Source organism: Thalassotalea agarivorans (assembly GCF_030295955.1).
Taxonomy (GTDB): domain Bacteria; phylum Pseudomonadota; class Gammaproteobacteria; order Enterobacterales; family Alteromonadaceae; genus Thalassotalea_D; species Thalassotalea_D agarivorans.
Genome location: NZ_AP027363.1, coordinates 22,016 through 45,079 on the forward strand (window position 1 = coordinate 22,016; position 23,064 = coordinate 45,079).

Annotated in this window: 23 protein-coding genes, 3 tRNA genes and 3 rRNA genes; 24 read left to right on the plus strand and 5 right to left on the minus strand. The window is 43.5% G+C overall.

What is annotated here, in order from left to right; all coding sequences use genetic code 11:
• The first annotated feature begins 23 nt into the window (after nt 1–23).
• A complete protein-coding gene (locus QUD85_RS00105; protein ID WP_093330824.1) occupies nt 24–578 on the plus strand; it encodes a DNA topoisomerase family protein in 555 nt (184 codons plus the stop codon).
• A 105-nt stretch (nt 579–683) separates the two neighbouring features.
• Here QUD85_RS00105 and QUD85_RS00110 read toward each other — a convergent pair whose 3' ends face one another.
• From QUD85_RS00110 to purE, 3 genes are all read right to left on the minus strand, one after another.
• A complete protein-coding gene (locus QUD85_RS00110; RefSeq protein WP_093330827.1) occupies nt 684–1,328 on the minus strand; it encodes a class I SAM-dependent methyltransferase in 645 nt (214 codons plus the stop codon).
• A gap of 89 nt (nt 1,329–1,417) precedes the next feature.
• On the minus strand, nt 1,418–2,560 hold the full coding sequence (locus tag QUD85_RS00115) for a 5-(carboxyamino)imidazole ribonucleotide synthase (protein WP_093330829.1): 1,143 nt from the start codon (nt 2,558–2,560) through the stop codon (nt 1,418–1,420).
• Between the two features lie 5 nt (nt 2,561–2,565).
• Nucleotides 2,566–3,048, minus strand: coding sequence for a 5-(carboxyamino)imidazole ribonucleotide mutase (gene purE / locus QUD85_RS00120; protein ID WP_093330831.1), 483 nt, complete (start codon nt 3,046–3,048; stop codon nt 2,566–2,568).
• A 162-nt stretch (nt 3,049–3,210) separates the two neighbouring features.
• On the opposite strand from purE, the gene QUD85_RS00125 reads away from it, so the two are divergent.
• From QUD85_RS00125 to QUD85_RS00155, 7 genes are all read left to right on the plus strand, one after another.
• Entirely contained in the window at nt 3,211–3,762 is a 552-nt protein-coding gene (locus QUD85_RS00125) for an L-threonylcarbamoyladenylate synthase (protein ID WP_093330834.1), read from the plus strand.
• Nucleotides 3,759–4,670 carry an oxygen-dependent coproporphyrinogen oxidase gene (gene hemF / locus QUD85_RS00130; protein WP_093330837.1) on the plus strand — a complete coding sequence of 304 codons (912 nt, stop codon included), beginning with the start codon at nt 3,759–3,761 and terminating at the stop codon, nt 4,668–4,670. The genes QUD85_RS00125 and hemF overlap by 4 nt, the downstream gene beginning before the upstream one ends.
• Nucleotides 4,671–4,674: 4 nt before the next feature.
• Nucleotides 4,675–5,058, plus strand: coding sequence for a diacylglycerol kinase (locus tag QUD85_RS00135; protein WP_093330840.1), 384 nt, complete (start codon nt 4,675–4,677; stop codon nt 5,056–5,058).
• A gap of 18 nt (nt 5,059–5,076) precedes the next feature.
• Entirely contained in the window at nt 5,077–5,742 is a 666-nt protein-coding gene (locus QUD85_RS00140) for an OmpW/AlkL family protein (RefSeq protein WP_093330842.1), read from the plus strand.
• Between the two features lie 170 nt (nt 5,743–5,912).
• Nucleotides 5,913–6,590 (plus strand): OmpW/AlkL family protein, encoded by a 678-nt coding sequence (locus tag QUD85_RS00145; protein WP_093330845.1) that lies wholly within the window; start codon nt 5,913–5,915, stop codon nt 6,588–6,590.
• A 134-nt stretch (nt 6,591–6,724) separates the two neighbouring features.
• Nucleotides 6,725–7,546 carry a shikimate dehydrogenase gene (aroE, locus tag QUD85_RS00150; protein ID WP_093330848.1) on the plus strand — a complete coding sequence of 274 codons (822 nt, stop codon included), beginning with the start codon at nt 6,725–6,727 and terminating at the stop codon, nt 7,544–7,546.
• 4 nt (nt 7,547–7,550) lie between these two features.
• Nucleotides 7,551–7,790, plus strand: a complete 240-nt coding sequence (locus QUD85_RS00155) for a hypothetical protein (protein WP_093330850.1) — start codon at nt 7,551–7,553, stop codon at nt 7,788–7,790.
• On the opposite strand, the gene QUD85_RS00160 is transcribed toward QUD85_RS00155, so the two are convergent.
• Nucleotides 7,767–8,315 (minus strand): gamma carbonic anhydrase family protein, encoded by a 549-nt coding sequence (locus QUD85_RS00160; RefSeq protein ID WP_093330853.1) that lies wholly within the window; start codon nt 8,313–8,315, stop codon nt 7,767–7,769. The two genes, QUD85_RS00155 and QUD85_RS00160, sit on opposite strands and share 24 nt — an antisense overlap.
• A gap of 564 nt (nt 8,316–8,879) precedes the next feature.
• On the opposite strand from QUD85_RS00160, the gene QUD85_RS00165 reads away from it, so the two are divergent.
• The 8 genes from QUD85_RS00165 to QUD85_RS00200 all read left to right on the plus strand — a co-directional run bounded on the left by QUD85_RS00165 (nt 8,880) and on the right by QUD85_RS00200 (nt 16,883).
• Nucleotides 8,880–10,422, plus strand: a 16S ribosomal RNA gene (locus QUD85_RS00165).
• 84 nt (nt 10,423–10,506) lie between these two features.
• A tRNA-Ile gene (locus QUD85_RS00170) sits at nt 10,507–10,583 on the plus strand.
• A 197-nt stretch (nt 10,584–10,780) separates the two neighbouring features.
• Nucleotides 10,781–10,856 (plus strand) — tRNA-Ala (locus tag QUD85_RS00175).
• 399 nt (nt 10,857–11,255) lie between these two features.
• A 23S ribosomal RNA gene (locus tag QUD85_RS00180) occupies nt 11,256–14,140 on the plus strand.
• A gap of 93 nt (nt 14,141–14,233) precedes the next feature.
• Nucleotides 14,234–14,348, plus strand: a 5S ribosomal RNA gene (gene rrf / locus QUD85_RS00185).
• The 16S, 23S and 5S rRNA genes sit together here with 3 tRNA genes alongside, the layout of an rRNA operon.
• 42 nt (nt 14,349–14,390) lie before the next feature.
• Nucleotides 14,391–14,475: transfer RNA gene (locus QUD85_RS00190), tRNA-Tyr, on the plus strand.
• 329 nt (nt 14,476–14,804) lie between these two features.
• Complete coding sequence (locus QUD85_RS00195) at nt 14,805–15,425, plus strand: hypothetical protein (protein WP_093329429.1); 621 nt, start codon at nt 14,805–14,807, stop codon at nt 15,423–15,425.
• 114 nt (nt 15,426–15,539) lie between these two features.
• Entirely contained in the window at nt 15,540–16,883 is a 1,344-nt protein-coding gene (locus tag QUD85_RS00200; protein WP_093329427.1) for a DEAD/DEAH box helicase, read from the plus strand.
• A 3-nt stretch (nt 16,884–16,886) separates the two neighbouring features.
• Here QUD85_RS00200 and QUD85_RS00205 read toward each other — a convergent pair whose 3' ends face one another.
• The gene (locus QUD85_RS00205; protein ID WP_093329425.1) at nt 16,887–17,330 is read right to left on the minus strand and encodes a YaiI/YqxD family protein; all 444 of its coding nucleotides are present in this window, start codon (nt 17,328–17,330) and stop codon (nt 16,887–16,889) included.
• 57 nt (nt 17,331–17,387) lie between these two features.
• Here QUD85_RS00205 and QUD85_RS00210 point away from each other — a divergent pair, with 57 nt between their 5' ends.
• From QUD85_RS00210 to QUD85_RS15270, 8 genes are all read left to right on the plus strand, one after another.
• Nucleotides 17,388–17,579: a DUF3185 family protein gene (locus QUD85_RS00210; RefSeq protein ID WP_093329423.1), complete on the plus strand. Its 192-nt coding sequence runs from the start codon at nt 17,388–17,390 to the stop codon at nt 17,577–17,579.
• Between the two features lie 8 nt (nt 17,580–17,587).
• The gene (locus QUD85_RS00215; RefSeq protein ID WP_093329421.1) at nt 17,588–18,088 is read left to right on the plus strand and encodes a hypothetical protein; all 501 of its coding nucleotides are present in this window, start codon (nt 17,588–17,590) and stop codon (nt 18,086–18,088) included.
• Nucleotides 18,089–18,104: 16 nt separating this feature from the next.
• Nucleotides 18,105–18,581 (plus strand): acyl-CoA thioesterase, encoded by a 477-nt coding sequence (locus QUD85_RS00220; RefSeq protein ID WP_093329419.1) that lies wholly within the window; start codon nt 18,105–18,107, stop codon nt 18,579–18,581.
• Between the two features lie 229 nt (nt 18,582–18,810).
• Nucleotides 18,811–19,569 carry a SapC family protein gene (locus QUD85_RS00225; RefSeq protein ID WP_093329417.1) on the plus strand — a complete coding sequence of 253 codons (759 nt, stop codon included), beginning with the start codon at nt 18,811–18,813 and terminating at the stop codon, nt 19,567–19,569.
• A gap of 128 nt (nt 19,570–19,697) precedes the next feature.
• Entirely contained in the window at nt 19,698–21,464 is a 1,767-nt protein-coding gene (locus tag QUD85_RS00230; RefSeq protein WP_093329415.1) for a coiled-coil domain-containing protein, read from the plus strand.
• 79 nt (nt 21,465–21,543) lie between these two features.
• Nucleotides 21,544–22,131, plus strand: coding sequence for a DUF416 family protein (locus QUD85_RS00235; protein ID WP_093329413.1), 588 nt, complete (start codon nt 21,544–21,546; stop codon nt 22,129–22,131).
• Between the two features lies 1 nt (nt 22,132).
• Nucleotides 22,133–22,615, plus strand: a complete 483-nt coding sequence (locus tag QUD85_RS00240; protein WP_093329412.1) for a GNAT family N-acetyltransferase — start codon at nt 22,133–22,135, stop codon at nt 22,613–22,615.
• 10 nt (nt 22,616–22,625) lie between these two features.
• Nucleotides 22,626–22,802: a DUF1272 domain-containing protein gene (locus QUD85_RS15270; RefSeq protein WP_218139596.1), complete on the plus strand. Its 177-nt coding sequence runs from the start codon at nt 22,626–22,628 to the stop codon at nt 22,800–22,802.
• Nucleotides 22,803–23,064 lie beyond the last annotated feature (262 nt).

A 23,064-nucleotide genomic window follows, 5' to 3' on the forward strand; every position in this document is an offset into this window, starting at 1 on the left:
GACTAGGTGCTTTTTTTATTTGTATGAGTGACAACAACGATTTATTTTCTCGCCATGAACACGCGTTAGAAAAAGAGTATGAAACCTGCCCAAGTTGCGGCCACGACCTGCATATAAAACATAGCAAATCAGGCTCATTTTTAGGTTGTTCTAACTATCCTACTTGCGACTATACAAGACCCCTAGTTGAACAAGAACGCATGGAACAGCAAGTTCTGCCTGGTTCAGAATGCCCAGCCTGTGGTCATGAGCTTGCCGTAAAACAAGGTCGTTATGGCATGTTCATCGGTTGCACTAACTTTCCAGCATGCAACCATATAGAACATCAAGAGACAGACCAAGAGGTTGATGTTGCTTGCCCAAGCTGCAATAAAGGGCATTTGCAGGCGAAAAATAATCGCTTTGGAAAAACCTTTTATGCGTGCGACAACTACCCATCATGTAAGTATGTATTGAACCATGAACCTGTTGCTGGCGAATGCGAAAAATGTGGTTATCCTTGCTTGCTTAAGCGAACCCTTGCCCGAGGAGAGGCACTGCAATGTGCCGACAAGAAATGTGGGCATATACAAGCCTAGTTGATGCTAGGTCGCTGGTTTATGAATCGTGATAAACAGCAATGACCAATGCATAGGAACCTACATACTTTTCGGCAGTCTGTAATGATGCCTTGTTGTCATATTTTATCTTTTAAATGTGCTTACAAATGTAGTAGTTTGATCAAATTCTCCAGCTTGATTGTCAGAAGACACCAGAGATAGAGCGTGAGCTTGAAACGCGTCGATATGCTGTGGTGTTAGCAGCCAAGGTGGTCCGTTTTCAAAACGACGTTCTTCATCACTGACTTCCGCTACCACTAAAAGCGTACCTTGTGGCGCAACAAAGTTTGCTATAGCACCAATCAGTTGTGATTCATATTGTGGTGGCAGTGCTTGTACCGTATATATTTCCAAAACAAAGTCAAAGGCTTGTCGCCATTTCGGCTGCGGCTTAAGTAAATCAGCTTGTAAAAACGACACCTTTGAATCAGGAAAGCGCTGTTTGCAATAGTTTATGGCAGTTGTTGAGACATCAAAAGCCGTGACATCAAAGCCAAGTGCTTCTAATGCAATGGCATCGTCACCCATGCCACAACCCACAACGAGCGCTGTTTTTCCATTGCCACTAAGAGGATTCATATCTAGCCAGCGTTGGAACAAAGGATGTGTATCCATGTTCGCCCAAGGAACACCTTCACCGTTTAGATCGGCATTTGCATATAACGGTTCAAACCAGTCCGCTGGTTTATCTTTGTCTATGCCAAACTTGTCTATGTTGTCGTTAGCCACGTTGTTTCCTTGTATTGATGTTTTACTATGCTAAGTGTAGGTGAAAAAAAACGAGGCTTAATGCCTCGTTTTTGTTTGATTTGTTGTGCTTAGCCTAAAGAGCGCACATATTGTTGAATATCGCTAAACGCTTCTGCCGGTAATATATCGGCAAGTTGGTTTAAACGTTCAAGTAATACTTGTTTGTCGCTGCCTGAGACATTGATGTGACCCATTTTTCGACCCGCACGCTTCGTTTTACCATACCAATGCATTTTCAGCGAAGGGATAGTGAAAATCTCTTGAGGCAAGTTATCTTCGCCTAACACATTAACCATAGCGGTAGGGCGAACTAATTCGCTGCTACCAAGTGGTAAGTCGCATACGGCACGAATATGGTTTTCAAATTGGCTGCAATCTGCCCCTTGTTGCGTCCAATGACCAGAGTTGTGCACACGCGGCGCTATTTCATTTACCAGGAGTTTGTCGCCTACGTGGAAAAACTCGATTGCCAAAACACCAACGTAGTCGAGCGCATCGGCTACTTTTTCAAACGCAAGCGCTGCTTGTTGTTGCAGAGCTTCATGTTCATTGGTTGCAATAGATACGCTTAGTACACCGTTAGTATGATGATTCTCAGTGATAGGGTAGGCAAACGTATTGCCTTTAGCGTCACGTGCTCCCACCATTGATACTTCGCGATCAAACGGAATCATTTGTTCCGCTACTATGCCTTGCGCAACACTGGTGTTTGCTTCGGCTATGAAGTTGGCCATATCATCCCAAATCGCATTAGCTTGCGACATGTCTTTTAAGCGCCATTGACCTTTACCGTCATAACCTTCCAAAGCGCTTTTGAAAATAATCGGTAGTGACAATGTTTCAATGGCACGATCAAAGTCGGCTTTGTCCGCTATGATGACATGTGGTGCATTTGCTACACCTGCTGCTTCTAGTAAGGCTTTTTCTAAACGGCGGTCGCCACCTGTTTTAATGGCCTGTGCGCTTGGCTTAAGTTTGCCGCTTGCTTCGCATATCGCGAGAGTATCATGATCGATGTGTTCAAACTCAGCGGTAATAACGTCGGCAAATGCTATACCGTCGTTTAAATCACCGTAGCTATTGTCTAACGCTAATGGGTCGACAACTGTTTTACTACCGACATCATAGGCGCGGATAGTGATATTCAATGGCTTTGTTGCCAGCGCCATCATTCTGGCTAGTTGACCTGCACCAAGTACTAGAACATTCATATCTATTAATCTTGTGGATTAGGGTTGTTTAAAATAGTGTCTGTTTGATTCGTCCTAAACGTTTCAATCGCTTCCATAACTTTTTCGTCGTGCGTCGCAAGGATTTGAGCGGCTAACAAGCCAGCGTTTGCTGCACCAGCGGTGCCAATAGCTAATGTACCTACAGCAATACCTTTTGGCATTTGAACGATTGACAGCAAAGAATCTTGACCGCTTAATGCTTTTGATTGTACTGGCACGCCAAGAACAGGAAGTGGCGTAAATGCCGCTGTCATACCTGGTAAATGCGCAGCGCCACCAGCACCAGCGATAATTACTTTAATGCCTCTGTCTTTTGCAGACTCAGCATATTCTGCCAAAAGATGCGGAGTTCTGTGTGCCGAAACAACTTTTGTTTCGTAGCTTACGCCTAGTTGATCGAGCATTTCTGCTGCGTGTTGCATAGTTGGCCAATCTGATTTTGACCCCATAATGATTCCGACTTTCATTACACCATTCCCAAAGCCATTAGAAAGCGCGCAATTATACCTTTGTTTTATCGATTTTTGAAAGTATGTTCATTAAAGCGCCAATTATTTTTCTGTTTGCTATAGGTTAACGAGTGCAAAATTGCTAAAATTCGCCAAAATTTTTGTGAGAATGGTTAACACTTGGACTATCAAGACGTATTAGAGGTGTATCGCCAAGGTGGCGTGATTGCCTATCCGACAGAAGCAGTTTTTGGATTAGGATGCGATCCAGACAATGAAGCTGCCGTTCAAGCGTTATTAAAGATAAAGCAGCGCCCTGTTGAAAAAGGGTTAATTCTGCTTGCTGGCAACTATTCTCAATTATTACCGTATATCGACGATAGTAAAATTCCCCAAGACAAACGTTTTTCAGTGTTATCTCGCTGGCCAGACGGTATTACGCAAGTTATGCCTGCAAATGCAGACACACCGTCATTCTTAACTGGGCAGTTTGACACCATAGCGGTGCGCATAACCAGCCAGAAAGATGTGGTAAATTTATGCAACCTAACCGGTAAACCTATTGTCTCAACTAGTGCTAATCTATCTGGCTTAGAACCAGCGAGGACATGGCAAGAAGCAGAGCAGCGACTAGGTGATAAAGTAGACTACGTGTTGAAAGGAGAAACCTTGGGATATTCGCAACCTTCACAAATCATCGATGCGTTAACAGGAAAAGTATTCCGCGTATGAGTAATGTAGACATAAACCAAGTCATCAGCTTTTTTAAAACGCTTCAAGATGATATCTGCCGTGCGCTAGAAAGTGCAGATGGCGGCGCAACGTTTGTCGAAGACAATTGGACGAGAGAAGAGGGTGGCGGTGGCCGCACTCGTGTGCTCACCAATGGCAACGTTATTGAACAAGGCGGTGTGAACTTTTCTCTAGTATCGGGTGATACTCTGCCGCCATCAGCAACGGCGCATCGTCCTGAGCTTGCTGGCAGAAAGTGGCAAGCATGTGGTGTTTCTTTAGTCATTCACCCTAAAAACCCTCATATTCCAACATCGCACGCAAATGTCCGCTTTTTCATGGCTGAAAAAGAAGGAGAGTCGCCAGTGTGGTGGTTTGGTGGTGGCTTTGATTTAACGCCGTTTTATCCAAACATCGACGACGTGAAGCATTGGCACCAAGTTGCTCATGACTTGTGTCAGCCTTTTGGCGCCACAGTGTATGAAGAACATAAAAAGTGGTGTGATGACTATTTCTTCCTAAAACACAGAAACGAAACTCGCGGTGTTGGCGGGTTATTTTTTGACGATCTAAATCAATGGGGTTTTGACCAAAGTTTTGACTATGTAAAAGCTGTTGGGCAAGGGTACATTGATGCCTACGTGCCGATTATCGAAAAACGTAAGCAAACACCTTTTACCGAACAACAAAGACAGTTTCAATTGTATCGCCGTGGTCGTTATGTAGAGTTTAACTTAGTATTCGACAGAGGCACCTTATTTGGTTTACAGTCTGGCGGCAGAACAGAATCAATACTAATGTCTATGCCACCATTAGCCCGCTGGGAATACAACTATCAAGCACCTGATGGTAGTCCAGAAGCGTCATTGCAAGACTATTTAGTGCCCAGAGATTGGTTGTCGGAGTAGTATCATGGCAAAGCAGAATTATTCACATATTGGTCGCTTGTGGCCAGCGATAAAGCATAGCTGGTTGGGACTAAAAGCAGCCTATAAACATGAAATTGCTTTTCGTCAGGAAGTATTTTTGGCGCTAGTTTTGTTGCCATTGGCCGCATGGTTAGCAGCCGATTTTGTAGAATTTGCCATTCTTGCCTCAGGCGTGTTTGGCATTATGATTACTGAATTGCTTAATAGCGGTATTGAAGCTGCTATTGATCGTATCGGTACTGAGCATCATGAATTAAGTGGAAGAGCAAAGGACTTAGGATCTGCCGCTGTATTTATGTCGATTATTTATTTTGTATTGGTTTGGGGATATAAGCTTGTTACACTGCTTTTCCCTGCTGTTAGTTAAGTTGTTCAAGGATAGTCCATGAAGTCTTTATTTACCGTAACCCTCGCATCAATTGTTTTGCTATCTTCGTTCGCTAGTGACGCTACTCGTTTTCGTGGTGGAAATCAGGTGGTTAAAATTGGTGCTATTGCATCTGTACCGACTGAAACTGAATCAGTATTGTATATCGGTTCTTCAGAAACACTAAATAATGTCGAATTAGAGCAAGGCATTAGTGGCTTTGCTAGCTGGCAGTATTTTTTCAACTATCAATGGGCGATTGAAACGACAGTCGGTGGTCCGATTAAACACGACGTAAACCTTTTTGGTACCGCAAATGAAGCCGCATTTGCCAACTTTAGTTATATGCCCGTCTATGTAGATCTTGTTTACTACATGGATACCCGTAGTCGATTCAAGCCATACATTGGTGGCGGTATGAACTATAGCTTTGTTACCGGCGAAGATTTGAATACGTTTAATACGGCACTTTATTCGAACTTTGAAGCGGACATGGGCTTTGGCTACAACGCGCAACTTGGTATGGATGTGTTTATTACACGCAACCTTATGCTTAACGCTTCTGTCAAATATATGTACACAAAGCTAGATGTAGGCTTTGACGTTACGCTAACGGGCAGAGCTGTCGGTGATTTTGATATGCACCCTGTTGTTGGTCAACTGTCGCTAGGTTATCGTTTTTAGTATTTATCTAGCTGGGTGAAAAGGGCGCTGTTAATGCGCCTTTTTTGATCTACATTAACAAAGTATTGGTTGCTTACTACTTTGCGCATTAGAACTTGACCTAAATCAAGTCTCCTATTGATAGTCTTTTTAAACTTCCCGCTAATTACATTAGAACAAGTGGGATTAACATGTTTAAACGTTCAATTTTATCGGTTGCTCTAGCAACAACTTTATTTTCAACGCCATTGTTAGCAAATCAAGCGGGAGACATTTACCTAAGAGGCGGTATAACGAATGTGTCACCTAATAGCGATCAAAGTGCTATTTTCCTGGCTGACACAGACTCAACCATGTCGTTGTCTGTGGGTGACGATACCCAACTAGGGCTGAATTTTGTCTATTTCTTTACGGCTGAAATTGCTTTAGAGGTTTTAGCGGCAACACCTTTTACGCACGATATCACCTTACATGATCCGCAAGCTGTTTTAGGTGCCGACGGTATTAAACTTGCAGAAGTCACTCATTTACCACCAACGCTCAGTGCGCTTTACTACTTTAATACCGAAGGTCGCTTTCAACCTTACGTTGGCGTTGGTGTGAATTACACCATTTTCTTTGACGAATCATTTACACAAGCTCCAAAGGATCTAGGGCTCAGTAATTTATCGCTCGATGGCTCTTTTGGTATCGCAGGGCAAATTGGCGCGGATTATCATATTGATGATTCATGGCATGTAAACGCATCGATTCGTTATATCAATATTGAAACAGATGCTAGCTTTGATGTTGCCGGCGATGCTATTGGAAGTTCTTCCGTTGACATAAACCCGGTTGTTTACTCTTTAATGGTGGGTTACACCTTTTAATTTGTAGCAGCTAAACGGCTTTATTATCATTCGGCTTAAGCAGGCGATATTCTTTATAAGGTATCGCCTATTTTAGGTTTATTCACTACCAAACATTCGCTAAGCTTATTTAAAAATAATAGATGTATTTGGATATGGATAAATACAGAGTTTTTGGTAACCCCATAAAACAATCTAAATCACCGGTAATTCATCGCGCGTTTGCTCAAGCATTAAATCAGGATATTGAGTATGACAAGTATGCCCCAGAAGTAGATTCCTTTGCACAAGCGGTTCAAGCATTTATTGCTGAAGGCGGAAAGGGTGCAAATGTTACTGCGCCATTTAAAGAAGAAGCTATGCGACTATGTGATGAGCTGTCAGAGGTTGCAGCCAAATCCGGCGCAGTTAACACTTTGTCTTTTAAAGGTGGCAAAATTTATGGTGATAACACAGATGGCTTTGGCCTAGTGCAAGACTTACTTACCCAAGGGGTAAGTTTGTCACAAGCCAACATATTAATGTTGGGAGCTGGTGGTGCAGCAAAAGGCGTTGTTGCGTCTTTACTTGCTGAAAAGCCTTTATCGCTTACCATCGCTAACCGCACAAAAGCAAAAGCCACGTTGTTAGCAGAGCAGGCAGACAGTGATATTGTTTCAGGTTGTGGTTTTGATGAACTAACAGGCAGCTATGACCTGATTATTAATGCAACAAGCTCTAGCTTATCTGGAAAAATACCTGAAATACCGACTAACATTATCAATGAAGATGTTTGTTGCTATGATATGTCATATAGCAAAGCGCCAACGCCATTTTTAACCTGGGCACGTCAGCAAGGTGCAACTAAGGTTATCGACGGCTTGGGTATGCTTGTTGGCCAAGCAGCAAAGAGCTTTTCTATTTGGCGAAATCATATGCCGCAGGTAGCGCCAGTATTAACCATGTTGAGAAAAGAACTACAAACTCAAGAGAGTTAACTATATGAACCAATCTATTTTGTTTAATGATGATCTTTATTTTGACCAACAAAAACATGCTTGGGTGTTTTCAGGCTTACTTGCTGGAGAGAAAATCTTCATTCTTGTAGATGAGAAATATCACCCTGGCACGATGGAAGTGCCAGAGCAAACGCGATTAGATTGGGAAGCTGCTGCAGAGGATTGGCTAGAAAAATTCGAACCTATCGAAAACGAAGTATTACTTAACTTCGAGTTCAGCTAAATAATCGTCTTTAAGCCAAACATAATTGATCGCTGACTGCTTAAGAAAAGCGATTTCTTCTTCACGCAGCGGCCTTACTTGTTTCATTGGGTTGCCCACATATAAATAACCGCTTTTAAGTGTTTTGTTTGGTGGCACTACCGTGCCGGCGCCAATAAAAACGTCATCTTCAACAATTGCGCCGTCCATCACAATTGCACCCATACCAACGAGAATGCGATTACCCAGTGTGCATCCATGTAGCATACACTTGTGTCCAATAGTCACGTCATCGCCAATAATTAATGGAAAACCATCGGGATTTTTTTTGCTTTTGCGTGTTACATGCAAAATCGTACCATCTTGCACGTTTGAGCGTTTGCCTATTCGTATATAGTTAACGTCACCTCTAGCTGCAACCAGTGGCCAAATACTGGCATCATCATCAATACTGATATCGCCTACTAAAATCACATCTTTGTCGATGTAAGTATTTTGTCCAATGTTTGGATAGGTTCCTTTATAGCTTTCTATACGTGGTTTCATTGTTTTGACCAAGGTTTGTAGCAATTTTTATAAGTTTAACAGGCTTGTAGACACTGTCTAAGAAAAATACCACCTAATTGTAATCAAACCGTTAAAACACGGGAACTGTACGTTAATTAGGCAAACAAACAAAAAATTAAAAAAAGGGGTTGCATTGACCCAAAAAATCCCTAAAATGCGCATCCACTTCTCGGGGACAAGCCAAGAAGCTGTTTTGATAAGTTTAGTAAGCGAATATGGTTATTAAGCAGTTAACAAAACCTCACAAAATAAATTAAAGTTTTTTTGTGAAAAAGGTTGACATCAAAACAGGGACGCGTAAAATGCGCATCCGCTCTCAACGGTAGAGCACACGCCGAATACGAATGAGATATTCGGTGAGATTCGCAAGAATCGTTCTTTAACAAATAGTTATCAAGCAATTTGTGTGGGCACTCACGTTAATGTTGGTTTTACCAAATAATTAACTCAGTGAGTGACACAAAGTCTAAATCAATGTTTATATTGATTAGGCGCTTTTGTCAGAAATTCATTGAGCAGTCACTTATGTGACACAAACGATTTTAATTGAAGAGTTTGATCATGGCTCAGATTGAACGCTGGCGGCAGGCTTAACACATGCAAGTCGAGCGGAAACGAAGAGGTGCTTGCACCTCTGGCGTCGAGCGGCGGACGGGTGAGTAATGCTTGGGAATATGCCATAAGGTGGGGGACAACAGTTGGAAACGACTGCTAATACCGCATAATGTCTACGGACCAAAGGAGGGGCTCTTCGGACCTTTCGCCTTTTGATTAGCCCAAGTGAGATTAGCTAGTTGGTGGGGTAATGGCCTACCAAGGCGACGATCTCTAGCTGGTTTGAGAGGATGATCAGCCACACTGGGACTGAGACACGGCCCAGACTCCTACGGGAGGCAGCAGTGGGGAATATTGCACAATGGGGGAAACCCTGATGCAGCCATGCCGCGTGTGTGAAGAAGGCCTTCGGGTTGTAAAGCACTTTCAGTTGTGAGGAAAGGTTAGTAGTTAATACCTGCTAGCTGTGACGTTAGCAACAGAAGAAGCACCGGCTAACTCCGTGCCAGCAGCCGCGGTAATACGGAGGGTGCGAGCGTTAATCGGAATTACTGGGCGTAAAGCGTGCGTAGGCGGTTACATAAGTCAGATGTGAAAGCCCGGGGCTCAACCTCGGAACTGCATTTGAAACTGTGTGACTAGAGTATTGTAGAGGGTGGTGGAATTTCCAGTGTAGCGGTGAAATGCGTAGAGATTGGAAGGAACATCAGTGGCGAAGGCGGCCACCTGGACAAATACTGACGCTGAGGCACGAAAGCGTGGGGAGCAAACAGGATTAGATACCCTGGTAGTCCACGCCGTAAACGATGTCAACTAGTTGTCTGTGCACTTGATGCGTGGGTGACGTAGCTAACGCGCTAAGTTGACCGCCTGGGGAGTACGGCCGCAAGGTTAAAACTCAAATGAATTGACGGGGGCCCGCACAAGCGGTGGAGCATGTGGTTTAATTCGATGCAACGCGAAGAACCTTACCATCCCTTGACATCCAGAGAATTTTCTAGAGATAGATTAGTGCCTTCGGGAACTCTGAGACAGGTGCTGCATGGCTGTCGTCAGCTCGTGTTGTGAAATGTTGGGTTAAGTCCCGCAACGAGCGCAACCCTTATCCTTATTTGCCAGCGAGTAATGTCGGGAACTTTAAGGAGACTGCCGGTGATAAACCGGAGGAAGGTGGGGACGACGTCAAGTCATCATGGCCCTTACGGGATGGGCTACACACGTGCTACAATGGCGTATACAGAGGGCAGCGAGACCGCGAGGTGGAGCGAATCCCAGAAAGTACGTCGTAGTCCGGATTGGAGTCTGCAACTCGACTCCATGAAGTCGGAATCGCTAGTAATCGCGAATCAGAATGTCGCGGTGAATACGTTCCCGGGCCTTGTACACACCGCCCGTCACACCATGGGAGTGGGTTGCAAAAGAAGTGGCTAGTTTAACCTTCGGGAGGACGGTCACCACTTTGTGATTCATGACTGGGGTGAAGTCGTAACAAGGTAACCCTAGGGGAACCTGGGGTTGGATCACCTCCTTATCTTGAAAGGTGAAACGCCTTGACGTTGAGTGTTCACACAAATTGCTTTGATAACGAATGTAAGAGAAGAAATGAAACTGCAGAAGGTCTGTAGCTCAGCTGGTTAGAGCGCACCCCTGATAAGGGTGAGGTCGGCAGTTCAAGTCTGCCCAGACCTACCAATTTAGGCGCCTATCGTCATTTTTTCATGACTCGTTTAGCTAAAGTAAACGTCGCCATAAAAGAACTAACGATATTCATCCTAAATGATTGGATAGAACATGCATACTCAATAGAGCGCACCCCGTCGCGAAGCTATAAAAAGCGGTGAGGTCGGCCTGTTTTTGTTCAAGTCTGCTCAGACCTGCCATAGAAATATGGGGCTATAGCTCAGCTGGGAGAGCGCCTGCCTTGCACGCAGGAGGTCAGCAGTTCGATCCTGCTTAGCTCCACCAATTTCACATACTCTCTTACGCTAGAAATTAAATCTAAATGGCCAGTTCAACAACTTGAGCGACTATTTAGATTTAGTTTCTTTAAGAAACATGCTCTTTAACAATTTGGAAAGCTGATATTAATACCCGGTGTTTATAGTGTCGCGCTATAAATACCAACAGATACATAATCTTCCTTGTTATGTATCACGATAAGTTTAACGACTTATCAGAAAACGTTTTAATTTATTAAGACGTTCTCAAAATTCTTACTCAAGAAGCTCATTATGAGCGCAATCAGTCCACATACACATCCGTGTTGTTTTAGGTTTTTAGCCGTAAAGCGTTAATGATTTTTTCGTTATCGCCTTATCGCTGACAGCTTACAGCAAATAATCGGTAGATTATTTAGGGTTGTATGGTTAAGTGACTAAGCGTATATGGTGGATGCCTTGGCAGTTAGAGGCGATGAAAGACGTGTTAATCTGCGATAAGCTCAGTTGAGGTGATAAAAACCGTTATAGACTGAGATTTCTGAATGGGGAAACCCACCCGTCATCAGGCGGGTATCTTTATCTGAATTCATAGGATAAAGAGGCGAACCGGGAGAACTGAAACATCTAAGTACCCCGAGGAAAAGAAATCAACCGAGATTTCCTTAGTAGCGGCGAGCGAACGGGAATTAGCCCTTAAGCGGGTGTGCGTTAGTGGAATGTTCTGGAAAGGACAACGATACAGGGTGATAGTCCCGTACACGAAAACAAGCACTTTGTGAAAACGAGTAGGTCGGCACACGTGAAATGTTGACTGAATATGGGGGGACCATCCTCCAAGGCTAAATACTCCTAACTGACCGATAGTGAACCAGTACCGTGAGGGAAAGGCGAAAAGAACCCCTGTGAGGGGAGTGAAATAGAACCTGAAACCGTATACGTACAAGCAGTGGAAGCCCTTCGGGGTGACTGCGTACCTTTTGTATAATGGGTCAGCGACTTATGTTTTGTAGCAAGGTTAACCGATTAGGGGAGCCGTAGCGAAAGCGAGTGTTAACTGCGCGTTTAGTTGCAAGGCATAGACCCGAAACCCGGCGATCTACCCATGGGCAGGTTGAAGGTTGGGTAACACCAACTGGAGGACCGAACACACGTATGTTGAAAAATGCGGTGATGACCTGTGGGTCGGAGTGAAAGGCTAATCAAGCCGGGAGATAGCTGGTTCTCCCCGAAATCTATTTAGGTAGAGCCTCGGACGAACACCATCGGGGGTAGAGCACTGTTAAGGCTAGGGGGTCATCCCGACTTACCAACCCTTTGCAAACTCCGAATACCGATGAGTGCTATCCGGGAGACACACTATGGGTGCTAACGTCCATAGTGAAGAGGGAAACAACCCAGACCGCCAGCTAAGGTCCCAAAGTACTAGTTAAGTGGGAAACGATGTGGGAAGGCCTAGACAGCTAGGAGGTTGGCTTAGAAGCAGCCACCCTTTAAAGAAAGCGTAATAGCTCACTAGTCGAGTCGGCCTGCGCGGAAGATGTAACGGGGCTAAACTAGTCACCGAAGCTGCGGATTTATCCTTTTGGATAAGTGGTAGGGGAGCGTTCTGTAAGCCGTTGAAGGTGTGTGGTAACGCATGCTGGAGGTATCAGAAGTGCGAATGCTGACATGAGTAACGATAAAGGGGGTGAAAAACCCCCTCGCCGAAAGACCAAGGTTTCCTGTCCCATGTTAATCAGGGCAGGGTAAGTCGGCCCCTAAGGTGAGACCGAAAGGTGTAATCGATGGGAAACAGATTAATATTTCTGTACTTCTATATATTGCGAAGGAGGGACGGAGAAGGCTAGGCAGGCATGGCGTTGGTTGTCCATGTGAAAGATTGTAGGCTGGTGACTTAGGTAAATCCGGGTCGCCTTAAGGCTGAGAGTCGAGACGATGTTCTACGGAACAGAAGCTGTTGATGCCCTGCTTCCAGGAAAAGCTTCTAAGCATCAGATATATAGGAACCGTACCCCAAACCGACACAGGTGGTTAGGTAGAGAATACTAAGGCGCTTGAGAGAACTCGGGTGAAGGAACTAGGCAAAATAGTACCGTAACTTCGGGAGAAGGTACGCCGGCTAGGGTGATGGGACTTGCTCCCTAAGCTTTGGTCGGTCGAAGTAACCAGGTGGCTGGAACTGTTTATTAAAAACACAGCACTGTGCAAAATCGAAAGATGACGTATACGGTGTGACGCCTGCCCGGTGCCGGAAGGTTAATTGATTGGGTTAGCTTTGCGAAGCTCATGATCGAAGCCCCGGTAAACGGCGGCCGTAACTATAACGGTCCTAAGGTAGCGAAATTCCTTGTCGGGTAAGTTCCGACCTGCACGAATGGCGTAATCATGGCCACACTGTCTCCACCCGAGACTCAGTGAAATTGAAATTGCGGTTAAGATGCCGTATACCCGCGGCTAGACGGAAAGACCCCGTGAACCTTTACTATAGCTTGACAGTGAACATTGCTCCTACATGTGTAGGATAGGTGGGAGGCTTTGAAGCGCAGACGCCAGTTTGTGTGGAGCCAACCTTGAAATACCACCCTTGTATGCGTGATGTTCTAACCTAGGGCCCTTATCGGGCTTGGGGACACTGTCTGGTGGGTAGTTTGACTGGGGCGGTCTCCTCCCAAAGCGTAACGGAGGAGCACGAAGGTTGGCTAAGTATGGTCGGACATCATACGGTTAGTGCAATGGCATAAGCCAGCTTAACTGCGAGACAGACACGTCGAGCAGGTGCGAAAGCAGGTCATAGTGATCCGGTGGTTCTGTATGGAAGGGCCATCGCTCAACGGATAAAAGGTACTCCGGGGATAACAGGCTGATACCGCCCAAGAGTTCATATCGACGGCGGTGTTTGGCACCTCGATGTCGGCTCATCACATCCTGGGGCTGAAGTCGGTCCCAAGGGTATGGCTGTTCGCCATTTAAAGTGGTACGCGAGCTGGGTTTAGAACGTCGTGAGACAGTTCGGTCCCTATCTGCCGTGGGCGTTTGAGAATTGAAGAGGGCTGCTCCTAGTACGAGAGGACCGGAGTGGACGAACCTCTGGTGTTCGGGTTGTCATGCCAATGGCATTGCCCGGTAGCTACGTTCGGAACTGATAACCGCTGAAAGCATCTAAGCGGGAAACAGGCTTTGAGATGAGTTCTCACTGGACCTTTAAGGTCCCTAAAGGGTCGTTGGAGACTACGACGTTGATAGGCGGGATGTGGAAGCACTGTGAGGTGTTGAGCTAACCCGTACTAATTGCCCGTGAGGCTTAACCATACAACACCTAAATGATTTAGGCCTTGTATGAAGATTGATTGAATCGATAAGAATTGAGTATTAGTAGACGCTTTCCAAGTTAACAAGTTTTTGCTTAGCGACAATAGCACTGTAGAACCACCTGATCCCATGCCGAACTCAGAAGTGAAATGCAGCAGCGCCGATGGTAGTGTGGGAGGTCCCATGTGAGAGTAGGACATCGCTAAGCTTCTTATTTAAAACCCAGCCAAGGCTGGGTTTATCCCATTTTGGAGGGGTTCCCGAGTGGCCAAAGGGATCAGACTGTAAATCTGACGGCTCCGCCTTCGGTGGTTCGAATCCACCTCCCTCCACCATATAAATAAAGCTCGACTACGGTCGGGCTTTTTTTATGCCTGGAGCAAGGTACAAGTACGCTTACGCTATAGGGACGAGGGACGCGCAGCACAGCTGCTGGGAACAAGGAACGTGGTGTCTTTTTACACGTAGCTCATAGCCCGGAGCTCGTAGCCATAAACTTAATAGCCTAAAACCTATAGCTAGCTATCTCATCGTAATCCCGCAATGTCGTTATACGGGATCTCTTTCGTCTTAAACGTTGTACCTATGATTTTTATAGGCAAACATGCCAACGATGTTTTAAAGTAACCTCAACGATAAAAACAATTTTAATGGTTGGATAACTATGAATTTTACATTTAAAAAGGGCGCGTTAAGCTCATTATTATTTATTGTAATTTATCTAATTTATTCCACGCCTGGTTTAACAGCGTCTAAACCACGTTTTCCAAGGACTCCACCAAATTTCAGTAAAATATGGGCAGGCTCGCCAGATGGACTTTGTGAACGTTTGCTGCAAAGTGTGAACTCTGGTGGGTTTAAAGGAATAGTTAACTCTATAAACAAACACTACGGTGACGAACGTGAGTTTTTCTATCAATATGCGTTCGGTTACCCTTGTTTAAGTAGGGCAAGCTTGGCTGACCATATGTTTCAAGATGAAGAAAAGGTATATGATTCTTTAACTGTCTCGTTAACGAAATTTGGCAAAATAAATCCTAATGCCTTTATACGCTTGAACAGAGAGGGCAAGTTGTTTGAAGGGCCTTTGCATGTTGTGTATACCCATCTTGAGAAGCACTACAAGGATTCTGACAGTTATGGCTATGAATATCGCAAGATAAAAAGAATGTTACGACCGTCTAAATTTGATCGTTATTTTCTCGAAACACCCTTAAGTTGCGAAGAGCTTCAAAAAGAAGAGCCATTGTTTGTTTGCACACTACCTATGCCTGATGAAAAATAGATTTGCAAAAGCTGTTTGTTTATTTGCAAAACCATAACAGTTAACCACAACTTTAACTGCGCAGTAGCACCTACTGCGCTATAATACGGCCACTAACACCTCATTGAGAAAACCATGTCATTTGATTCTCTTGGCCTATCATCGACCACACTGAAAGCTGTGTCTAAAACAGGCTACACCGAACCTTCTCCTATCCAACAAAAAGCCATCCCAGCCGTATTAAAGGGCAAAGATGTAATGGCTGCTGCGCAAACCGGTACGGGTAAAACGGCCGCGTTTACACTGCCAATCATCGATCGCTTAATCGCCAAAGGTAAACGCACAGCTAACCAAGCAAGAGCATTGGTATTAGCACCGACCAGAGAGTTAGCGGCACAAATAGGAGAAAGCGTAGAAAAGTATAGTGAAGGGACGGATCTGCGCTCTACGGTTGTTTTTGGTGGTGTAAAAATCAATCCTCAAATGCAACGCCTACTTGGTGGTGTCGATATTCTCGTTGCTACGCCAGGTCGTTTATTAGATTTGTTTAATCAAAATGCAGTTAAGTTTGATAGCTTAGAAGTGTTTGTTTTAGATGAAGCTGATCGCATGCTAGACATGGGCTTCATTCGTGACATACGTAAAATCATTAAGCTATTACCTCAGCAGAAGCAAAGCTTGATGTTCTCAGCAACGTTTTCGCCTGAAATAAAAGACTTAGCTAAGACGATTGTCCACCATCCTACTGAAATAGCGGTAAACCCAGAAAACACAGCGGCAAAAACGGTAGAACAATGGGTCTATCCGGTTGATAAAAAGAAGAAAGCCGACTTGGTGGTTCATCTTATTGCAGAACATAGATGGCAGCAGTTGCTTATTTTTACCAAAACTAAGCACGGGGCAAATCGTCTTACCCGCTACCTAGAATCGTTCAACATTAAAGCTTCAGCGATTCACGGCAATAAAAGCCAGGGTGCTAGAACGCGTGCATTAGCTGAATTTAAGTCAGGAGAGATACAAGTATTAGTGGCAACTGATATTGCCGCTAGAGGCCTAGATATCTCTCAACTACCGCAAGTCATTAATTATGAGTTACCTAACGTTGCAGAAGATTATGTGCACCGTATTGGTAGAACAGGTCGTGCTGGTGAAGCTGGAGCTGCCATATCACTCGTTTGTGCCGACGAACTTAAACTGCTGCAAGATATAGAACAAGTCACGCAACAACATATCCCGAGAGAAACGATTAAAGGCTATGAGCCGGTTAACGAATTGGGTGAGTCTAAGCCTATTCGCCCGCTTAAAAAGAAAAAGCCAAAGAAACCTAAAAAGCCAAAGGTAAAACAAGAACAGTCGCAACCAACGAAAACAAATAAACCTAAATCAGGTACGCAAGATAAAACCAAGCCTAAGAGAAAACCAAAACCTTGGGCAAAGATACGCGCTGAAAAAGCGAAGAAGAACAAAAATAATCAGTAACGTCTAACGCCTAGCAAGCCACTTATCCAATTCATTAGCAAAGCGCTGTTTGTCTTGTTGGTTAAGTGGCGCAGCACCTTTAGTTTCGATACCGCTCGATCGCAGCGTATCAAAAAAGTCCCGCATATTAAGCCGTTGCTTGATGTTCTCTTTGGTATATAGCTCGCCACGAGGATTGAGAGCTAAGCAGCCTTTATCAATGACTTCAGAGGCCAGTGGTATATCTGAGGTAATCACCAAATCGCCTTTATTGGCCCTTACAACAATTAAGTTGTCTGCCACATCAAAACCGCTTTCTACTCGCACAAACTTGATATGTTGCGACGGTGGAATGCGCATAGCATGGTTTGCTACTAAGGTTGTTTCTTCCTTGGCTCGGTCGGCCGCTCTAAAAATGATGTCTTTGATCGGTACAGGACATGCGTCTGCGTCAACCCAAATCGCCATGGTAAAAATTTGCATCTCGTCAACTAGTTGTTATGGTAAAAGTAAAGGAGAAACGATATGAATAAAAGAGTTATTGGTATTATTTTAATTATTGTCGGTGTTGCCCTAGCTTATTGGGGTTATGATCTCTACGAATCGGCAGGGTCACAAATGACACGCGCCTTTGACGGAGACGCACCATTAGAAGCTTGGGCCGCGATGATAGGTGGCATTTTACTGGTGCTTTTTGGTATTGGTAAAGTGAAGTAGGCTTAGTAGTGTCCTTTAATCTAAGCACCATTGTAGTTAAGCAGTACAGCAATGGGCTATTTGCTCATATTGTTGTTGGTTTTAGCTTTATCGCATTTGGTGTTTTTTCTGTAGTGCATGGCTTTGTTACCGATGACACAATATCTGCCAATATAAAAAGTGAAATCATGGGGCTAGCGATCGCTTTCTTTTTTTATTGCGGCTTTCTTCGGCGGTTCTTAGATGTCAAAAAACATTTTCTGAGTATTTTAGAGCCAACGCACAAAGTAATGAGAGCGCTCTTTATCATTGGTGGTATTGGTATGCTTGTTAGTCTATTGCTCCATTCGATATTCGGCGCTTTAACGATAGGCTTTATAATTAAATCGTTGTTTTGGAGCGGAGAAAATATAGATATTTGGATTACATCCACGCTGTTAGGCTCTATGATGTTCTTTCCTTCATTTTTATTGATAGAAATTTCTCGCAAAACATCAGTAAACAAAAGAAAGCAGTTACAGGCGAGTTAGCATAGTAGGAATATAAATGACTAAACCACAACGAGAGATAACCTTACGATTTTTAGCCGAACCACAAGATGTAAACTTTGGCGGTAAAGTCCATGGTGGCGCAGTAATGAAGTGGATCGACTTGGCTGCTTATGCGTGTGCGGCAGGTTGGAGCGGCAAGTACTGCGTAACTGCTTATGCTGGTGGCATTAAGTTTGTCGCACCAATTCACGTGGGCAGCTTAGTAGAAGTCACATCAAAGGTTATTTTGACGGGTAGCTCTTCTATGCACATTGCGATTGAAGTGGTTGCTTGTGATCCTAAATCGCTTAATCGCAGAAAGACAACGCATTGTATTGTGATCATGGTTGCGGTTGATGAAACAGGCCAGAAAGTGCGAGTACCTGAGTGGATTCCTGAATCAGACGAAGATAAAGCACAACATGAATCTGCGAAAAAATTAATGGATATGCGAAAAATTATTAGTGAAGAAATGGAAGTATTTGGTCATTAGTGACTATTGCTTCATTTATTTTTATCAAAAGAACGGCTCGTTAGGGCCGTTTTTTGTGTGTTTTCGAAGAAATTTAGCGCAATTGTGTTATTAGTTCGTAAAAAAACCATTTTTTTTAAGTTTAACAGTTGAAACAACATACTTCGTCACCATACTATCTTTAACCTCACATTTATCGCCGCCACATTGGTTAGCGAATAAAGATTATAAAGAAGAGAAGTATTTTATTATGACTAACATTGTTCCACTTAAAAAAGAGCAACTCGCTAATATCAAAGTTGCCAGCAAACGCACTTTAGCTCATGCAGAAAACCAACACCTTTTACCTATCCAAGCACGTGAATTCAATCAAGCGTGTACAAGCTACCCAATTATCATTGTAAAAGACCCAGAGTCTGATCGTTTCCGTACGGTTGTTATGCTTGGTTTAGAAGGCGGTGAAAACCTTTATTATGAAGAAGAAAAGTGGAACGCTATTTATGTACCGCAAAGTATTTCAATGGTGCCATTTGCTCTAGGTTTAGACCCTGAAAAAGAAAAAACACTTACAGCTTGTATCGACTTAGACAGCCCTTGGGTTGGCGAAGACAAAGATATGGAGCTTTTCGATGCAGAAGGTAACGAAACAGAGTTAACAAAAGGTGTTCGTGAATCTCTTGGTCGTTTATATGAAGATGAAGTAACGACAGAAAAATTCATCGCAGAATTAGAAGAGAACGGTCTATTAATGGAGCTTGAGCTTCAAATCAATTTAGCCAACGGTGAAAACAAGAAACTTGTTGGTTTACATGGTATTGATGAGCAAAAGCTACAAGAACTACCTGATGAGAAGATCGTTGATTTCCATAAGCGTGGTTTATTTATTCCTATTCACGCAATGTTAGCTTCTTCTGGCCAAATTAACCGCTTAGCACAATTACGTAACCTAAGTGCTTCAGAAGTTAAGGTATCTGGTCTTCGTTTCGCTCGCCCAGAAGCTAGTGAATAATAAGAAGTTTTTCGTACTTTAAAAGGGGCCTTTTGGCTCCTTTTTTGTTTCTAAAAAGCTTTAACCACTTAATCAACTTGTGCTAACGTAGTGTTAATTTATGGTCCATAAGTTGTAACGGGTTTCATATGGCTAAGCAGAAACTTCCAGTAGAATTAGAAGAACAAATACAGGTACTGGCAGGCGATTTTTTTATTCAGATCGAAGAAAAACTTGCCGAATTTGTTGCGCAACAAAATAAACCAGAAGTGGTTGCGGACGAACTGATACTGGCCCACCCTTTATACATCTCTCTTGAGCAAACATTAGCACAAACACAACAAGGCAATGACGCCTTATCTTCAGCGGCAGACAGCAAAGAAAAACAATTATTAGAAGAAATCGATGCGTTGTCGGCACAGCTCAAAGAAAAAACGCAAATTATTGAAAATGCTGAAACGTTAGAAGACGCTAAATTGTCTGATAGCGAACAAACATTGAAAGAGCATATTGAGGCGCTCGCTGAGAGTGAAAAAATAAAAGATGCTGCCTTACGTTCTGAACAAAAATTGACAGAGTCATTAGCGTCAGTAACCAAGGAACTTGATGCACTGAAATTGACTGAAGCGCAGTCTTCTGATGTTGCAAACCAGTTGGATAAAGAACTCAAAGGTAAAACAGCAACCATTGAAGTACAAAACCAACAGATTTCTGAATTAAGAATGAAATTGGACGACGCGGAAGCCGACCTAGGTACACTGCGTAGTCAAAAAGCCCAATCTGTCGAATCGATGTCTGACGAACTGACTAGTGCCCAACAGCAAGCGCAATCGTTGCAAAATAGAGTGATGGACTTAACCATTGACCTTGAACAAGCTCAGGAAGATGCCAAGCAGGCACGTGAACAGCTTAATATGGCAGGTGATAAAATCGAGCAATTGATTGCGTCACAAGAACAAACTACAGAAGCTAACAATGAAAGTGGCGAAGAACTGTCGTCTGTTCAACAAGCGTTAGAACAAGCAAACGAAAACAATAAAGCATTGGAGGAACAGCTTTCACTTGCTAAGGAACAGATCCAGCAACAAGATGAATTACTGTCCCAACAAAGTAGCGAGCAGCAAACAGTATTTGATAGTGCGCAAAAAGAGTCGCAAAAACTTAAATCATCATTGGAAGAGGCGCAAAAAGCTGAGCAAGATATCTTGCTGAAGAATGATGCATTAACACAAGAACTAGCTGATTTAACTGCTTCATTAGAGGCGGTTGAGTTACAAAGAAATCAATTGCAAGAGACGTTAGACGATACTTTGCAACAAGCAGAAGATAACCAAAAACAAGCGGATAAAGAACGCGAAACTTTGGTTAAAGATAACGATAGTATTCAGCAAAGCCTTACGCAGTTGCAACAGGCGTTAGAAGCAAGTTCTGCGCAAATCCATGAACTTGAACAGGCACAACTGAAAAGTGAAGAGGGCGCTGCGCAGCAAGCAGAGCAATTGACTCAGTTACAAGAAAATTTGTCGCAAGAACAACAAGAAAAAGCGGCACAAGCCGAGGCTATTGCGAACCTAGAAAGTGAACTTTCTCGTTGGCAAAAAAGTCATCATGATGAAGTGGAGCTTAACAAGCAAACTCAACAAAAACTTGATGATTCACAAACACGCATTCAATCGCTTATCGATGAAGTGGCAGAGGTTAAGAAAAAATCTGACGCGAAAGAACAGTGGTTGGAGTCAAATCGTGCTAAGCAAGAAGTGGAATACAACAAAGCACGTGAGACCATAAAGTTCCTGCGCGATGAAAACTTAGAGCTAAGTAAAAAAATGGATGAACAAGTGGCTGAGCTTGAGGAAAAGATCACAGAATATCGCTTGCGCTTTGAATATGCACAAAAACAGTTAGCTAAACAGTAAGCCAACTTATTCGTAATATATACAGGCTGTAAGCTTGTTGCGTTATAATGCGGCTAACATCACATAAAACGTTAGTCGTATGTTTCATTTACCCTACAAAAAACTATCTCATTGGCAACAAATGGTGTTTGCTTCGGCACTGCTGGAAAGAATGCTACCTCACTACGCGATGTTTGCACGCGCCAGTGACTTTGGTGACGCTCACTTACTGCGTAATCAATTGAACCTGGTTTGGCAAAAGCTAGACAGCAAGCAATCGCCAAAGATTAACGTTGAAGCCCAACTATTAAAATTAGAAGAGCATATACCGTCTCCAGAAGACTACGACATGTATGCCGCTTATCCGGCGTTAGATGCTGCTATGGCATTACTTGCTTTATTACAAGCGGTTAATGATAAGGACGCAAACGTCGCAGAAACAATCAGTCGATTATCTCAGGCATCAGTAACTGGTTATGTCGAGCTTGATTTAAGTCAGCAAGCGCAAGCAGGTGACACTATCCTGCAGTCGCAAATTAAAGCTCACCCGTTATCTGAATGGGAAAAAGCTATTCAAAATGAACTCTTTGATTTGGTCAAAGACACCGACACGCAGCAGGTGATCGAACAAGCCAAGAGCTTGGTGCTTGAAGAAGGCTTGTCTAGCTTAGGGTTTGAGATCGACTAACATGAATATCAGGCTGGATGATTTTTCGAGCCCACAAGTGGCACAGCTGTTACAAGAGCACTTGGCAGATATGCGCAGAATATCGCCGCCAGAATCAGTCCATGCATTAGATCTCGAAAAGCTAAAGACAAAAGATATCCATTTTTGGACAGCCTGGGAGGATGATACCTTGTTAGCATGTGCTGCAATTAAACGGTTGTCACAGGCTCATGGCGAAATTAAATCTATGCGCGTTGCCCAAGTACATCAGGGCAAAGGCATTGCGTCTAACTTGATGGTGTTTCTATTGAATCAAGCTAAGCAACTTGGCTATTCAAAGCTAAGCCTTGAAACGGGAACGCAATCATTTTTTAAACCAGCCCACCAGCTTTACCAAAAGTTCGGGTTTAAGGCGTCTGCGCCATTTGCCGATTACAAGCTTGATCCCAATAGTTGTTTTTTTACCTGTAATTTAAGTGAGACTGCTTACTCGTTAAGGATGTAAGATGCTTTTAATGAAAACAGAATGTCAGCAAAGCCAAGCTACAACGTTGGAAAATGGCGAGGCTTACATTTGCTCTTATGAGTGTACCTTTTGCACACCTTGTGCTGTTTCTTTTGATTATATTTGCCCAAATTGCCAGGGTGAACTTGTTCCTCGACCAAAACGCGCCGCTCAACCATCAAGCTAAGGATGACGTTGCACTATTGCTCTTAGTCTGTGCGTTCAATGATTCAATCTAGTGCAAAATCCAATCTATTTAGTTTGTAAACAAAGTTAAGTTATTGTTTTTTATGATTATTTAATCAATGGCATCGAATCTGCATTGTTCTCAATATAGCGACCAATGGCGGTCCAACAATTAAAAAAAGCATTTTTAGGCAGAGAAGCCACCAAATACGTCATGGTATTTGGTGGCTTTTTTGATGAATTTTTTAGCATTACATTAGAGT

Excerpts from the sequence above, each read along its gene's own strand:
- QUD85_RS00105 (WP_093330824.1), top strand. The coding sequence starts at position 24 with ATGAGTGACAACAACGATTTATTTTCTCGCCATGAACACGCGTTAGAA.
- QUD85_RS00115 (WP_093330829.1), bottom strand. The coding sequence starts at position 2,560 with ATGAATGTTCTAGTACTTGGTGCAGGTCAACTAGCCAGAATGATGGCG.
- purE (WP_093330831.1), bottom strand. The coding sequence starts at position 3,048 with ATGAAAGTCGGAATCATTATGGGGTCAAAATCAGATTGGCCAACTATG.
- hemF (WP_093330837.1), top strand. The coding sequence starts at position 3,759 with ATGAGTAATGTAGACATAAACCAAGTCATCAGCTTTTTTAAAACGCTT.
- QUD85_RS00135 (WP_093330840.1), top strand. The coding sequence starts at position 4,675 with ATGGCAAAGCAGAATTATTCACATATTGGTCGCTTGTGGCCAGCGATA.
- QUD85_RS00140 (WP_093330842.1), top strand. The coding sequence starts at position 5,077 with ATGAAGTCTTTATTTACCGTAACCCTCGCATCAATTGTTTTGCTATCT.
- QUD85_RS00145 (WP_093330845.1), top strand. The coding sequence starts at position 5,913 with ATGTTTAAACGTTCAATTTTATCGGTTGCTCTAGCAACAACTTTATTT.
- aroE (WP_093330848.1), top strand. The coding sequence starts at position 6,725 with ATGGATAAATACAGAGTTTTTGGTAACCCCATAAAACAATCTAAATCA.
- QUD85_RS00155 (WP_093330850.1), top strand. The coding sequence starts at position 7,551 with ATGAACCAATCTATTTTGTTTAATGATGATCTTTATTTTGACCAACAA.
- QUD85_RS00160 (WP_093330853.1), bottom strand. The coding sequence starts at position 8,315 with ATGAAACCACGTATAGAAAGCTATAAAGGAACCTATCCAAACATTGGA.
- QUD85_RS00195 (WP_093329429.1), top strand. The coding sequence starts at position 14,805 with ATGAATTTTACATTTAAAAAGGGCGCGTTAAGCTCATTATTATTTATT.
- QUD85_RS00200 (WP_093329427.1), top strand. The coding sequence starts at position 15,540 with ATGTCATTTGATTCTCTTGGCCTATCATCGACCACACTGAAAGCTGTG.
- QUD85_RS00205 (WP_093329425.1), bottom strand. The coding sequence starts at position 17,330 with ATGGCGATTTGGGTTGACGCAGACGCATGTCCTGTACCGATCAAAGAC.
- QUD85_RS00210 (WP_093329423.1), top strand. The coding sequence starts at position 17,388 with ATGAATAAAAGAGTTATTGGTATTATTTTAATTATTGTCGGTGTTGCC.
- QUD85_RS00220 (WP_093329419.1), top strand. The coding sequence starts at position 18,105 with ATGACTAAACCACAACGAGAGATAACCTTACGATTTTTAGCCGAACCA.
- QUD85_RS00225 (WP_093329417.1), top strand. The coding sequence starts at position 18,811 with ATGACTAACATTGTTCCACTTAAAAAAGAGCAACTCGCTAATATCAAA.
- QUD85_RS00230 (WP_093329415.1), top strand. The coding sequence starts at position 19,698 with ATGGCTAAGCAGAAACTTCCAGTAGAATTAGAAGAACAAATACAGGTA.
- QUD85_RS00235 (WP_093329413.1), top strand. The coding sequence starts at position 21,544 with ATGTTTCATTTACCCTACAAAAAACTATCTCATTGGCAACAAATGGTG.
- QUD85_RS00240 (WP_093329412.1), top strand. The coding sequence starts at position 22,133 with ATGAATATCAGGCTGGATGATTTTTCGAGCCCACAAGTGGCACAGCTG.
- QUD85_RS15270 (WP_218139596.1), top strand. The coding sequence starts at position 22,626 with ATGAAAACAGAATGTCAGCAAAGCCAAGCTACAACGTTGGAAAATGGC.